At 44.2% G+C, this 13,472-nt stretch carries 9 protein-coding genes; 5 read left to right on the plus strand and 4 right to left on the minus strand.

Annotation, left to right across the window (positions count from 1 at the left end; genetic code table 11):
• Positions 1 to 80 precede the first annotated feature (80 nt).
• From fba to K5Q73_RS13030, 5 genes are all read left to right on the plus strand, one after another.
• Positions 81 to 1,145 carry a class II fructose-bisphosphate aldolase gene (gene fba, locus K5Q73_RS13010; RefSeq protein ID WP_220759160.1) on the plus strand — a complete coding sequence of 355 codons (1,065 nt, stop codon included), beginning with the start codon at positions 81 to 83 and terminating at the stop codon, positions 1,143 to 1,145.
• A gap of 217 nt (positions 1,146 to 1,362) precedes the next feature.
• A complete protein-coding gene (locus K5Q73_RS13015) occupies positions 1,363 to 2,103 on the plus strand; it encodes a YdiY family protein (protein ID WP_220759161.1) in 741 nt (246 codons plus the stop codon).
• 341 nt (positions 2,104 to 2,444) lie between these two features.
• Positions 2,445 to 3,182, plus strand: a complete 738-nt coding sequence (locus K5Q73_RS13020) for a helix-turn-helix domain-containing protein (RefSeq protein ID WP_259650688.1) — start codon at positions 2,445 to 2,447, stop codon at positions 3,180 to 3,182.
• Positions 3,175 to 3,705 (plus strand): hypothetical protein, encoded by a 531-nt coding sequence (locus K5Q73_RS13025; RefSeq protein ID WP_259650689.1) that lies wholly within the window; start codon positions 3,175 to 3,177, stop codon positions 3,703 to 3,705. The genes K5Q73_RS13020 and K5Q73_RS13025 overlap by 8 nt, the downstream gene beginning before the upstream one ends.
• 275 nt (positions 3,706 to 3,980) lie before the next feature.
• Positions 3,981 to 5,402 carry a hypothetical protein gene (locus tag K5Q73_RS13030; RefSeq protein WP_220759163.1) on the plus strand — a complete coding sequence of 474 codons (1,422 nt, stop codon included), beginning with the start codon at positions 3,981 to 3,983 and terminating at the stop codon, positions 5,400 to 5,402.
• A 306-nt stretch (positions 5,403 to 5,708) separates the two neighbouring features.
• Here K5Q73_RS13030 and K5Q73_RS13035 read toward each other — a convergent pair whose 3' ends face one another.
• From K5Q73_RS13035 to K5Q73_RS13050, 4 genes are all read right to left on the minus strand, one after another.
• Positions 5,709 to 7,928, minus strand: coding sequence for a PAS domain-containing protein (locus K5Q73_RS13035; protein WP_220759164.1), 2,220 nt, complete (start codon positions 7,926 to 7,928; stop codon positions 5,709 to 5,711).
• A gap of 249 nt (positions 7,929 to 8,177) precedes the next feature.
• A complete protein-coding gene (locus K5Q73_RS13040; RefSeq protein WP_220759165.1) occupies positions 8,178 to 8,786 on the minus strand; it encodes a TatD family nuclease-associated radical SAM protein in 609 nt (202 codons plus the stop codon).
• A gap of 143 nt (positions 8,787 to 8,929) precedes the next feature.
• On the minus strand, positions 8,930 to 12,115 hold the full coding sequence (locus tag K5Q73_RS13045; RefSeq protein ID WP_259650690.1) for an efflux RND transporter permease subunit: 3,186 nt from the start codon (positions 12,113 to 12,115) through the stop codon (positions 8,930 to 8,932).
• Complete coding sequence (locus tag K5Q73_RS13050; protein WP_220759166.1) at positions 12,115 to 13,341, minus strand: efflux RND transporter periplasmic adaptor subunit; 1,227 nt, start codon at positions 13,339 to 13,341, stop codon at positions 12,115 to 12,117. The genes K5Q73_RS13045 and K5Q73_RS13050 overlap by 1 nt, the downstream gene beginning before the upstream one ends.
• Between the last annotated feature and the right edge of the window lie 131 nt (positions 13,342 to 13,472).

Here is a 13,472-nt window from a genome sequence, read left to right on the forward strand (position 1 = left end):
CGGGTAACGCTAGAGCATAAAAATCCATCCAAACGATAGTGACCTTGGTGAGGCGACTCACCCTATTATTGGAGTAAAAAATGGCCTTAATTTCCCTACGTCAAATGTTAGATCACGCTGCAGAGCACGGATACGGCGTTCCAGCGTTTAACGTGAACAACCTTGAGCAGATGCGTGCAATTATGCAGGCTGCTGAAGCAACTGACAGCCCTGTGATCGTTCAGGCTTCTGCTGGCGCACGTAAGTACGCGCGTCCACAGTTCCTTAAGTACCTAATGGCGGCTGCACTTGAGCAGTATCCAGATATCCCTGTATGTATTCACCAGGACCATGGTACTGATCCTGATATCTGTCAGCGTTCTATTCAGTTGGGTATGTCATCAGTGATGATGGACGGCTCTTTGATGGCTGATGGTAAAACACCAGCATCATACGAGTACAACGTAGACGTGACTCGTCGTACGGTTGCATTTGCTCACGCTTGTGGTGTGTCTGTTGAAGGTGAAATCGGTTGTTTAGGTAGCCTAGAAACGGGTGAAGCTGGCGAAGAAGATGGTATCGGCGCTGCTGGTATCCTAACTATGGATCAAATGCTAACGACTCCAGAAGAAGCGGCGCGCTTTGTTGCAGACACTCACGTAGATGCACTAGCAATCGCTATCGGTACTAGCCACGGCGCTTACAAGTTTAGCCGTAAGCCTACCGGTGACGTATTACGTATTGACCGTATCAAAGAGATCCACGCACGTATTCCTAACACTCACCTTGTTATGCACGGTTCTTCTTCAGTACCGCAAGAGTGGTTAGAGATCATCAACCAGTACGGTGGTGCTATCCCTGAAACTTACGGCGTGCCATTAGAAGAGATCGTTGAAGGCATTAAGCACGGCGTGCGTAAAGTTAACATCGATACCGATCTACGTCTTGCATCAACTGGTGCGGTACGTAAGTTCCTTGCTGAAAACCCAGCTGAATTTGACCCTCGTAAATTCTTGAAGGCGTCAATGGAAGCGATGGCTGACATCTGTACTACACGTTACGAAGCCTTTGGTTGTGCGGGTATGGCGTCTAAGATCAAGCCTAAGTCACTACAAGCTATGTATAAAGCTTACCAGTCAGGCGAACTTGATCCACAAATCAAGTAATCCGAATTTGATAATGGCTTAATGCTTGTTTAAAAATACCTGCCAATGTGCAGGTATTTTTTTGCCCGATATTTATATCTCGTCGCAGTGAGTCGATAGCGTAGAAAAATTCAATTTGCCATATCATTAAAGATGTACTACCTGTTTTCAATCGTTGGTGCAAAATGTTAATATTGCGCGGATTTTTAGGGAGTTTAGTAAACGGAGTACTAATAATATGAAAAAAATGCTTACGGCTATGGCAGTGGTAATGGCGGCTCCTTTTGCTGCGCACGCAGGGGCTGACTTTGTTGAAGGCGATAAGACCTTTGCTGGTGAAGCCGAGCTCGGTGCGACATTAACCACAGGTAACACTGAAACCTCGTCGGTAAAGGGTCGTTTAAACATGCTGCAAGAGCTAGGTAATTGGGAAAACCAGTACCTGTTTGAAGGCTTGTATAAAGAAGACACTGGAGAGGTTACTGCTAAGCGTTACTATGGTGGTATTCAAGGTGATTATAAGTTCGATGAGAAGAACTATATGTATATCACCGGTAACTATGAAGTCGATCCATTTACTGGTTATGACTATAAGGCCGTTGCTTCTGCCGGTTATGGTCACAAGTTTATCGACAGCGGTAATATGTTCCTAAGTGCTGAGGTTGGTCCTGGTTATATCTACAAGAAGCTAGATGATGAGCAGACTGCAATACTCGGTTATGATAACGAAGATAGCGTTGTCGCTCACGGCGCGGTTAACTTCACCTATGAGTTCAGTGAAAGCTCTAAGTTTACTCAACTGTTTGTTGCTGACTATGGTGATAGCTTAGAGGGGCGTTCTGAGTCGGCTATTACGGCTAATATCGTCGGCGCGTTAGCAATGAAATTTGCGGTTATTGTTCGTTACAATGATAGCCCGCTTGATGACAAAGAGAGCACTGATACAGAGACAAACATGACTCTGTTATACGCCTTCTAAATAGATTAACAGTAACGATATTTGCTTAGGTTGATATTCGTTTGTTGCGCTAAAAAGTGTAAGTTTTTGTCAACAAAAGGCACCAGATAGGTGCCTTTTTGTTTTCATTTGGTGTTTGTTTGGTGTTCTTTTGGGTGGTGAATTTTTTGATGGTTTACAATTTTCAACCCGTAATTCATTTGTGTATCTAGATGTATCGCAAGTTGGTTAAATAATAACTAAGTTAGTGTGCTAGACCTCACGAAAGCTAAATCAGCCCCCCGTTTCATGCTAATTAATCACGGACTCTATGGGTGAATGCCAGTAAACTATTTGGTAATTATTGAGTCAGAGTGGTTAACGTGTATATAGGTCCATACCGATTTGATGTAGAACTTGGAGAGCTGATTCATACAGGCTCCGAAAAAGTCTCTGCATTTAAATTATCTAACATCGAATTTTTAGTTATCGAGCAGTTACTGGCATCGAGAGGCCAGGTCGTATCTATTGAATCTATGTGCGATAAGTTGTTGCCGAAGGTTGTGACCCATCATGATATCGCCACCGCGGTACAAAATATTAAACGCTTTTTAGGTGCTGAGCATGCTAATTGGATTGAAGTGATTAGTAAGCAAGGCTACCTACTGCATGTTAAAGCACAAGATAAGCGGATGTTTAACTGCTCACTTAACTCTTTCTCAATTAAAAACTATGTACTGTGTTTAATTCTTGGGATCTTACTGATCATTTTTCTTGCGACTAATCTACAAACAACATCGGATATCCGCTTGTCGATGCCAGAAAAATTCAAAATCGCAGGAACTGAATCTATATTGGTGCCTATTTATGAAAATGATCAAGATAGAAATAATTATCGTAGTCGTGTTAAAGAGCTATCACAGTTACTAGCAAGCTGTGACACGCTTAAGTGGCAGCGAGTTTATATTGCGCCATCGAGCGATGGTAATAGGCTTGATTTTTTGATGAATAACTTAGCCGATGACGGTAAGGCGTGTAACAATTTAAAAGTAAATAACGTGGCTAATGATTGGCATTTCATTGATGTTGAATGGTTAAAAGAGGCCGGATTCTGTGAATAAAGGATTAAATAGCGGGCCATTTTCTGGTTTTAAGGCTACACCTATACTTGCCACATTAACCTTTATCTTTGGTTTGTGTTTGCTGCTTGATCACTCAACTGCTCCAGATGAAGCTTCAATGCTTTCCTGTACCTCGGGTTCTTACCGTGTTGGAACAGGCTTTGAATCGACACAAAGATTAGAGATGGCCAACACCCTTAACGGGGTCAACTTGTCGTTAAGTTTCTTCAAGGGAGATAAGCTAGCTCACAAGATTATGGCTAAGGGAACGGTGACTAAAGTTAAGGCGCCTATTCTTACCTATGAAGTGGAATTAAATCAGGGACAGTATTTAAGGGGGCTATTACAAACTGATTATAGTGAGTCATTACAAATGGCAATCACAGCGGCGCAAAAGCAACTTTCTGATGAGCCAAGTAAACCCTTTCTGATAAAAGTTCTAGAGATGAATAAAGCCGCTGGAGTCGTTACTATCCAAATAAGTCCTGGTAATCATCTATGGGCCTGTAAACTGAGTCACTAGCCAGCTTTAGTGATGAGTTCACATCGCAACAGATAATTGGCTAAATAAATTATGCTTACCGGGATGAGTCACAACAAGCGATGAAATTTCAGTTAAACTAAATGGAGTCTAGGTTGTTTCTTACGGTTATAGCTCTCTTAATTATGCTAACGTAAACAATATCGTGGCTTAGTGTGCCGACTAATGGAGATCATTGAAGTTAGTTGCACCCCTCATACAATAACGTTCAATATTGTCATTACCCCATCATTTTCTTTGTCATTTAAAAGGTGTTTGTGTCTAAAGTCAGAATAAAGCAGGAAGAAGCACTATCGATTAAGTTTCTTCATCAGATGGAGTCCGGTGATAGTCGACGTCTTGATCTGTATTTTTTTCTTCCTAAAGAGATGGGGATCAATCCACAGAGCCTTAACGAGGAGGAGTATTATCACTCCTCAATCACAGGTCGTCGCTCTTATTACTCATCGGGCTTGCATCTGCCGCTAGTACAGAGTCGCTTTGTCAGCCAGAAAAAACGCACCGTTGACGAGTTTAGGCTGTACTTAAACTTGTTTGCCTACCAGTTTTCGGTAGCCATTGAGACCGATAGTAAAGAGTTGTCTCAGATTGAAGATCTTGAAAAGTTTTATCACTCGCTCGATGAGTTGAGTGAGCAGGTTATTCACCTACTTAAGCGTTTTAGGCGTAACGAGCCCAGTGATGAAAAGTGGAAGTCCTACTTTGAAAACGCGGATAACTACCTTTCTTGGCTATGTGAGCAGCGCTTACTCAAACTGCTTGCGCACGCGCCAAGAAGTAGTGACTTTACTGAAGTGACCGACAAGGTGGTTGCGCTATGCCGAGCGGAGGCCTTGTACCGACAAGAGAATAATTATAATTCAGCCCAAACGATCAAAGACCCCAACCGTATTGCCAATAAAATGCTGCTGCTACGTCGATTAATTCAGCAAGGTGTTGTACTTAAAGAGGAGCTAAAAACCTTAGGGGTTGGGCTTAAAAAAATGACCACAGGTATTGCTACTGGCATGGTGATGTTGGTGGTTTCTGCATTGATTATTAAGGCTCAGGGCTTCTTTAGCGGTCTGACGATAGCTTTAGTGCTGACTTTGGCGGTGATTTACGGTTTCCGTGAGATCTTTAAAGATGATATTCGCAATGCAATGTGGCGAGTTATTCAAAAAGGACGACCCCGTTGGAGTCGCCTGCTAAGCGATACAACCAGTAAAAATATTATCGCTCGCCAATTAGTTTGGCTTGAATTTATGCGCAAAAAGGAGCTTCCTGACGCCGTATCAAAGATCCTCACTAAGCGACATAGTCAGAATAAAATTGATTCTGAAATCTTCCATTACGGCATTCATACTCGAGTGTCGCACAAGGACTTCTTAGCCGGATATTCGATGATTCAGGAGCAAGTTAACTTCAGTTTTGTGCCTTTTGCTCGTAACCTAGAGCGCGGTAAGGCTAAGATCTATAAGGAGCATGACGGGAAGATAAGTAATGAGTCAGTTGAACGTCGCTATCAAGTGAATCTGATTGTTGCGCTGCGTGAAGGTAAACAAGACTCCCAATATGCGCGTTATAAAATCACTATGAATCGTTCTGCTATTATTGAGATTACCGAGAGTGACTTACCTTCTGGAGTCGCGGGTATGGAAGATGCTCCTTTCGAAGAGGAGTTATACCAACCAGTATAAGAAGTTGCTCAACTCAGAGCGTTTTTGGCAAACTAATTCAAGGCGAATAACTGAAAGAATGGTTGCTCCCTTGTGAAGTTATTCAACGCAGAAGTAGGCAGCCAAAAACGCTCCAGAATGGCGAGTTTTAGCGGCTCTGATACTGCGTTAACAAGCTTAAACGTAGAGTAACTATGCTCTGCACTCGTTGCCTTGTCTCAGTGCCGCTAAACTCTCGCTGAGCGACCAAATCTTTATACTAATTGGTATTAAAAGGTGCAAGCCCTCTTGTTGAGTGAGGGCTTATCTAACGGTGCGAGACTTATGTTAAGTCAGAAGTCGGGTGTAGGCTTGGCAGATATTCTGCTCTCCGGTCTGTTTGGCTCGCTTTAAGGCTACTTCGGCATTGGCAATAAATTGCTCAAGGTCCTGCTTTGTTTGATAGGAGGCGATACCTATGCAGATCCCTTCTCCTAGTCCATTGTCTGTAAGCTTATTGAGTGTCTCAATAGCGAAGTAGTGCGCCTGATCTGAGTCAGTATCGGGCAATACCACGATAAGCTTACCGAGCTGCCAATGGGACATTTGATAGCGGTGAGGTAGATCTCGCAGTAAATGGATCTCCACTTCTTTTTGACGAGATTCAAGCTGACCAATATCACTCATATGGCTCAACATACCTTCGGCGCTGATATCCAAAATCAGTAAGCTGGAGAAGTCCTTACAATGCTGGCTTAAATTATTGAAGTATCGCTCTAGATCGCTCTTGTGATTGAAGACAGTGCTTCTGTGTGGTACTAAGCCACTGGAGGCTCTATTGGCCGGGTCGAGTCTTGCTGGCTCAAAAGTACAGAGGATGAACTCTAGTTCACCGCCACTGTCTAGATGGCCTTTTAAGGTTGTTTGTAGGCAAGTATCTTCTGTATGATCAAATTGGGCAAAAACCTGCCCCTTCCAAGTACCTTGAATGATCAACTGTTGGGCGATTTGCGGCCAATGATTGCTAAAGTCCTCACTTAATAAGTGGGTAACGTTTAGCGCTTCGTCAGCTTCAATCTGCAGCAGCGAATTGAAAGCGTTGTTTGACTTAACCACAAGACCTTTAGGATCGGTCAATACACAAGCGATGGGGCCGTCGTTAAGTAAGAAGTTTAACATCGCCTCTTTTTGACTCTGTTTTAGCTCACTTATATCTTCAAAAGTGACTAGCATATAGCGACGCTTCTCATCTTTACTGGTTTCAAAGCGTACACGAACTTTCAGCCAAGACTCAGGCGTACTATCAATACATAGCTCACTTTGCCAATGCTGCTCAGCTTCCATGATTTGGAGGAAATCACTATATTGGTCGTCATTTAAATTAAGGATACGTTGTAAGCTACGATCTGAGAGTTCATCGAGAGGCAGAGCTAGCAGCTTAGATGAAGCAGGGTTAGCCGTTAGCACGCGGCCACTATCGTTAGCTATGACGCAACCGTCCTCACTATCGAATAAGCGGTTAGTCATGTCGATACTAAACTCACGAGAACGCTGCACTAATCGGTACGCATGGGTTAAGAAGATGACAAAGCTTGCCAGTAAGGTGAGCAGTATCGCTCCCCCAATAAGAATATTGCGCCATTGAGAGAATTTGGACGCTATGTCTTCATTCTTGATATAAGAGACTAAAAAATACTCTCGGCGGGTTTCATATTGAGTGGTTAGCTCCACCTTCAGATAAACGAAAGTGGCAACATCGCCATGGAACTGGCCAAAGTTGCTCATGGCCATTTTGCGCCAAAGGGCTGGGTATGACTGCTTCAAGCTGCCGCCCATAGTTTCAGGTAAGCGGCTGATGTTGGGTTTTGACTGGGCTCCAGCATAGAGTAAGCCCTGGGTATCTAACATCATTAACGGTGCCTGTTTACTCGAGTAGGCGGGTTTTATGCTTTTGAGCATTTTCGACATCGAGTTATAGGTCACCAGGTAGCCACGTACACTCTGGTCAGGATTCTCAAGCCATGAGAACTGATACATGAAGGGCTCAAGTTTGCCGTTAATCGGCGTAAATTCTAGTGGTGAGGTATAAATCTCATTGCCGCCCATATTACGGGTAGCACCGAGTAATGCAGGAGGGAGACTCTCTTTACCAAAGTCATTCGTGGTGGCAAATCTGTGCTGGCCTTGCGGATCGTACAGGGCGATGCCTAATAGCTCTGGGACGTTATCGACTAGAATGTCCCAGTTATCCAGTAGCTTAGCTTGGTTTTCTGGGCTGGGTAGCGCAAGGTAATGTTTAAGCAGTTCTGACTTTGCAAACATCTGGGTTCTAAACTGCTGGAAGGTCACTTTATCTGAGATTAACGCACCAACGGCTTGTAGCTCACTGTATCTCTGAGTTGCCCAGTCTTCCTGCAAACGCCTTTCACCTAAGGTGATTATGATATTAGTAAGAATGATCACCGAGACTAGTAGCATACAGAACTGACTAGCGGCGGCTAAAATGCGAGCTTGGGACCAATGGATCCCCTGGGCACTTATCAATAAAGGTTGTTTGCGGGTTAGCATGTATCGAATTTGATTACAGTTATTATGCTCAGTATCTTAACACGAAATGTCCCTCTAACCAGTGTTTGTTAACCTCATACGAACAAGATATTGATAGGGTTTTAGCTCACTATGGGCCTTAAGTATTCAATGGCATGATTAAACTTACGCGACGTAATTTACAGGGAGCTTAAGTTTGTTGGTGCTATGCCTTAGGGCTAAAGCCAAATCCAAATCCACACTCAAACTCAAACCTACACCCTAAATCCTTTAACCGACGATATCGAGCTCTCGTTGTTTAAAGCTTGCACCTCTGCTTTCAACTATTTCACGGCAAACCTGGATATCAACTCCTTCTAAGCCATTGATTGCAGATACTTGCACATCCTTAATATATTGTGGTGCAAGCTTAATAAATTCGAGTAAGGCAGGGTAAGCGCCCGCAAGTTTTGGGCGGCAATGCTGAAGATACAGCGCTTCGGTATCGGCATTGAGTGAAATAGACAGGCTATCAACACAAGTGGCAAGCTCGGGCAAGATATTGCGTCGATGGAACAGATTGCCTAACCCGTCACTATTGACCCTGACCTTACCGCCACGCAGCTTAATCTCTTTAGCGACTTCGAGCAGAGTGGTTAAATTTAACGTTGGCTCGCCATAACCACAAAATACATATTCATCAAACTCTGAAACATCACCCAATTGCGCAATCAGCTCCTGGCTCTTGGGTTGACGGTTAAGATCGAGTTGGTATTGGTGCACTTGTTTACTGCCATTATGTTTTGGGCAAAATTGGCATCTTAAGGTGCAGCGACCGGTAATATTGAGGTAGCGGCTATCACGTATATCGTAAACGAGTGTGGCTTGGTTGTCGGTCATGAGCGAGCTTATCGAGAGATGGTGAATAACAGCTTAATGGTTCAGGCTGAGTAAATCTGTTTGCTGGATCGGATTCTCTAATATGAGTCGGTGAGAGGGCATTAAAAAGGGAGACTCAATGTCTCCCTTTTAAAAAGCTTACGTTAAACCGAAGCTTGATCCGATTTCGGTTGCCACCACCAATTGAAGAAACGACGTGAAGTGCGTTTAATATCATCCAAGATGATGTACAGCAAAGGTACCAATATTAAGGTTACAACGGTTGAGAATAAGATACCAAAGGCTAGTGATGCGGCCATAGGGATCACAATCTGTGCTTGCAAACTCTTTTCTAACAGAATTGGCACTAAGCCAACAAAGGTGGTGAGCGACGTCAGAATAATCGCTCTAAAGCGATAGCAGCCTGAATCCACTGCGGCTTTAACTATGCTTTGTCCTTCAGCGCGTGCGCGGTTAACAAAGTCGACTAAAATCAGCGAGTCATTCACTACTACACCGGCTAATGCCACGATGCCACATAGGCTCAAAATACTCATATTGAGGCCTAAGATAAAGTGACCAAATAGCGCACCAATCATGCCAAATGGGATCACCGACATAATGATTAACGGCTGACTATAAGATTTAAGCGGGATAGCCATTAGCGCGTAAATAGTAAATAGCGCAAAGAAGAAACCCTGCAATAAGCTTATCAAGGCACTTTGCTCGTCGGCACTGCCACCATCGAGGGCGGTTGAGATGTTAGGGTACTTGGCTTGCAGCGTTGGTAGGAAATCCTTTTGGATCTCGCCGACAACTTTAGAAGGTTCGACCTTGTTGGTGTCAGCATTAGCATTAATGCTAATAGCTCTGCGACCATCAACGCGGGTGATTGACGAGAAAGAGTCACCAAGCTCTAGCTTTGCCACGGTAGAGAAAGGTACCGCTGCACCGCTTGGAGTGCGGATCATCATGTTCTCAAGATGACCTACTGTGCGGCGCTGCTCTAATGGATAGCGCACCATCACTTTGACTTCTTCTTTATTACGCAAAATACGTTGGGCTTCATAACCATAAAAACCATAACGTACTTGGCGAGCGAGATCAGACAGAGTTAACCCTAGAGCCTCAGCTTCAGGGCGGATTTGCAGTTTGATCTCCTGACTACCCGATGAGAAGTTATCGGAGATGTCGTACACGCCTTCATAGGTGGCTAGCTTCTGCTTTAGTTCTTCCGATGCTTTTGATAATTGCTCAAGGTTACTTGAGGTCAATCTAAACGAAATATCACCGCCGTTGTCATTAGTGCTGGCGTTGATATTAAGCTTTTTAACTGCCAGTAACTCTGGTAGCTGCTTACGCCACTCAGTTGCAATGGTTTCACCATCCACGTCGCGGTCTTCACCTTTAGTTAGCTCAGCAAACAAGAACGCTGAGGTACGCGAACTCATATTGATAAAGCTGTGTTTAACCACGGGGTAGCCAAGCTCTTTTTCCATTTCATCGTTCATGGCATAGAGCGCTTCTTCAACCTCTTGCACCACTTTTAAGGTGTTCTCTTCAGAGCTGCCTTCTTCCATCTCAATATTGACCTGAATAAAGTCAGACGGCAGATCGGGGAAGAATACCCAGCGCACTTGACCGCTTATCACTAAAGATATCGAGAGAATCAGCACGCCGATAAAAACGGCTACCGCGTTATAACGCTGCACGATACAACGCTCTAAAAACGGGCGGTAGTTGTTGTGAATAAAATACTGCACCTTGTCATTAAGTTTGGCCTTTAAGCGGCCAAGCAGCCCTAGTTGCTCACGAGGCTTGCGCGGTTTCATATGAGCTAAGTGAGCAGGCAAGATAAGCTTAGATTCAATTAATGAGAATATTAGGCATAACACCACCACCATGCCGATAGACTTCCAGATAATCCCTTGTGGGCCTGACACCATTAGCATGGGCATAAAGGCGGCAATAGTGGTGAGTACCCCGAAGGTGGCTGGCATGGCGACCTTGTTGGCGCCTTTAATTACATTCTCTAGCGAGTGGCCATTTTCTTCAATTTCACTGTAGGCACTCTCACCAATAACAATGGCGTCGTCCACCACGATCCCTAGCACCAGAATAAATGCAAACAGGGTTAATAGGTTAATTGACAAAGAGAATGGCTCTAGCGGCATAAATAGCATGGCGCCAAGGAAGCTAATAGGCAGTCCCATCATGACCCAGAACGCCAGTTTAATTTCTAAGAATAATGCCAAAATGAGGAACACCAACAAGGCACCGTAGAACATGTTCGACAGCATCATGTTCAAGCGACCTTTAAGGTAATGGGTCAAGTCGCCCCAGGTATCTAACTTTGCACCTGTTGGTAGTGCACCGCGCTTCTGCTCTATGTAGTCTTTGACCTGCGCTGAAATATCCAACGCGTTTTGGTCGTCTACGCTGAGGATCTCGATAATTGCGGCTGGCTGACCATTAAAGCGGGTGTATTCGAGGCGTTCTTCAAAACTATCATTGATGGTTGCCACTTGTGGCAGCATGATACGGCTGCCGTCAGGGCGAGTACTTACTACGATTTGTGCAAAGTCTTCGCCGGTATAGGCTTGGCCTTTGGTACGTAGCAGGATGTCGCCATCTTTGGCTCGAATTGAACCACCTGGTAGATCGATTGACGAATTTTGTACCGCTTGAGCCACTTGCGAGAAAGTCAGTCCATATTCACGCAGCTTATCTTCTGACAGCTCAATACCAATTTCATAGTCGCGTACGCCAGTGACTTGTGCTTTGGTAATCGCAGGCAGGGCGGCCACTTCATCACGAATCGTCTTGGCGAGCTCTTTCATCTCTTGCAGTGATTGATCGCCATAGACTGAAATCCAAATCACATTGTTTTCAGGCTTGACGCGATAAATATCGGGCTTTTCAATGTTCACCGGAAAGGTAGAAATCGCATCGATACGCAGTTTAGCTTCATCTAACACATCTTGTGGATCGTAACTATCTTCCACTTCAATCGACACTGAGCCTACACCTTCGCTGGCGACAGAGGTGACTTTCTTGATGCCATTAATATCTTGAATGGCTTCTTCGATTTTAATGGTAATCCCTTCCTCAATTTCCTGTGGCGCTGCGCCCGGATAGGCAACGGTGATCCGCAAGTAATTTAGCTCAAACGAGGGGAAAACTTCTTTATTAATAATTAAGGTACTGAATAAACCACCAATGATCAGTATCCACATTAGTAGGTTGGCTGCGACATTGTTTCTAGCAAACCAGGCAATAATGCCAGTTTGAGGCGAGCTTGGGGCTCTCAAAGCTGGGTCGTGGTTATCTTGATTATTGTCTATGGTCATTATTGAGCCCCTGCATTGGCAAGTTGCTCTTCAGTGTTATTGCTATCTGAGTCTATGTCTTGTGATGAGTTGGCCTCTTCACCTAGCACTTTAACTATTTGACCATTTTCCGCATTAGTCAGGTTAGTGAGAGATATCCGCTCACCACTTTGTAGGCTGTCTTTAATGTAAACATTTTCCAAATCACTTTTCACTACGTTGACTTCACGTAGCTCAATGCTGTTATCTTTATTAACGATAGTCACTTGGTTTTCGCGTACTAAATGACGCGGTAATTTTACTATGCCTTCAACAGTGCGGCCTTTAATTACTGCGGTAACAAAGGTGCCGTATTTAAGTGGTAATTGGCCTTCAGCACGCTTGTTACGTAAGTAAGGGTCTTTGACTTCAGCAACCAAATAAACCATGCGGTTTTCTGCGTCAATAACCCCTTCACTGCGAATGATTTGTCCTTGCCATGTAATGGTTTTACCAGCTAAGTCAGCGCTTAAGCTAACATGGGTATCTGGGTTATCAACTGATTCAAGGTAAGCAAGATCATTGTTAGATAGCGGTAATCTGACTTCTGCAATGCGAGTGTCGTACAGTTCGCCCAAGTTAGTACCTAAAGTGACATATTGGCCTAAGTCGACGTTACGGGCTTTGATGATGCCATCGAATGGCGCGCGAATAACTGTGCGCTCTAAGTTACGCTGGGCACGGGCAAGTGCTGCTTGCTGGAACTTTACATTCGCTTGCTCTTGTTTAAGTTGTGGTAGACGTAGCCCAAGCTCTGGTGGAATGCCGCCGTCATAGCCTTTCCAATCGTTCTTAGCGACTTCGCCTTTAGCACGCTCTTCCTCTAGCGCTGCTTTGGCTTGGGCAAGTGACGCCTGTGCCTGCATTAAGTCGGCTTCGTAATCAGAGGGCTCAATAACCGCAAGTTCATCGCCTTTTTTAACCACACCACCGGCAACAAAGTTAGCCGATATAGTCAGCATACGGCCTTGGACTTCGGTGACTAATTGGGTTTTATATTTAGGGCTAACAACGCCATAAGAGGGTAGGTTTAAAGAAACCGTTTGCTGTTTCACCTCGGTAACATCAACAATGGCGACAGGTACTTCATCGGCTTTTTGCTCAGGGGCTTCTTTAGTGTCGATCAGAATTTTTGCTACAACAATAAAGCCAAGAAGAATGAATAGCGGTGACATTCTTCGAAGTAAGGTTTTAATTTTATTCATCATCTGGTCTGCGTTTCCATGCAAAGACTTCTTCTATTTGCATAAATTACCAGACTCATGGTCAAGGTGATAGCGTTATTTGTAAATGAAATGTTTCAAGTTGTAGTAATGTATTTGCAGGAGAATAGGTTGTT

The sequence above is a fragment of the Shewanella sp. MBTL60-112-B2 genome (genome assembly GCF_019655055.1).
GTDB lineage: Bacteria > Pseudomonadota > Gammaproteobacteria > Enterobacterales > Shewanellaceae > Shewanella.

What these genes read in the sequence shown, in the direction of transcription:
- fba (WP_220759160.1), top strand. Translation starts at nt 81, where the DNA reads ATGGCCTTAATTTCCCTACGTCAAATGTTAGATCACGCTGCAGAGCAC.
- K5Q73_RS13015 (WP_220759161.1), top strand. Translation starts at nt 1,363, where the DNA reads ATGAAAAAAATGCTTACGGCTATGGCAGTGGTAATGGCGGCTCCTTTT.
- K5Q73_RS13035 (WP_220759164.1), bottom strand. Translation starts at nt 7,928, where the DNA reads ATGCTAACCCGCAAACAACCTTTATTGATAAGTGCCCAGGGGATCCAT.
- K5Q73_RS13040 (WP_220759165.1), bottom strand. Translation starts at nt 8,786, where the DNA reads ATGACCGACAACCAAGCCACACTCGTTTACGATATACGTGATAGCCGC.
- K5Q73_RS13045 (WP_259650690.1), bottom strand. Translation starts at nt 12,115, where the DNA reads ATGACCATAGACAATAATCAAGATAACCACGACCCAGCTTTGAGAGCC.
- K5Q73_RS13050 (WP_220759166.1), bottom strand. Translation starts at nt 13,341, where the DNA reads ATGATGAATAAAATTAAAACCTTACTTCGAAGAATGTCACCGCTATTC.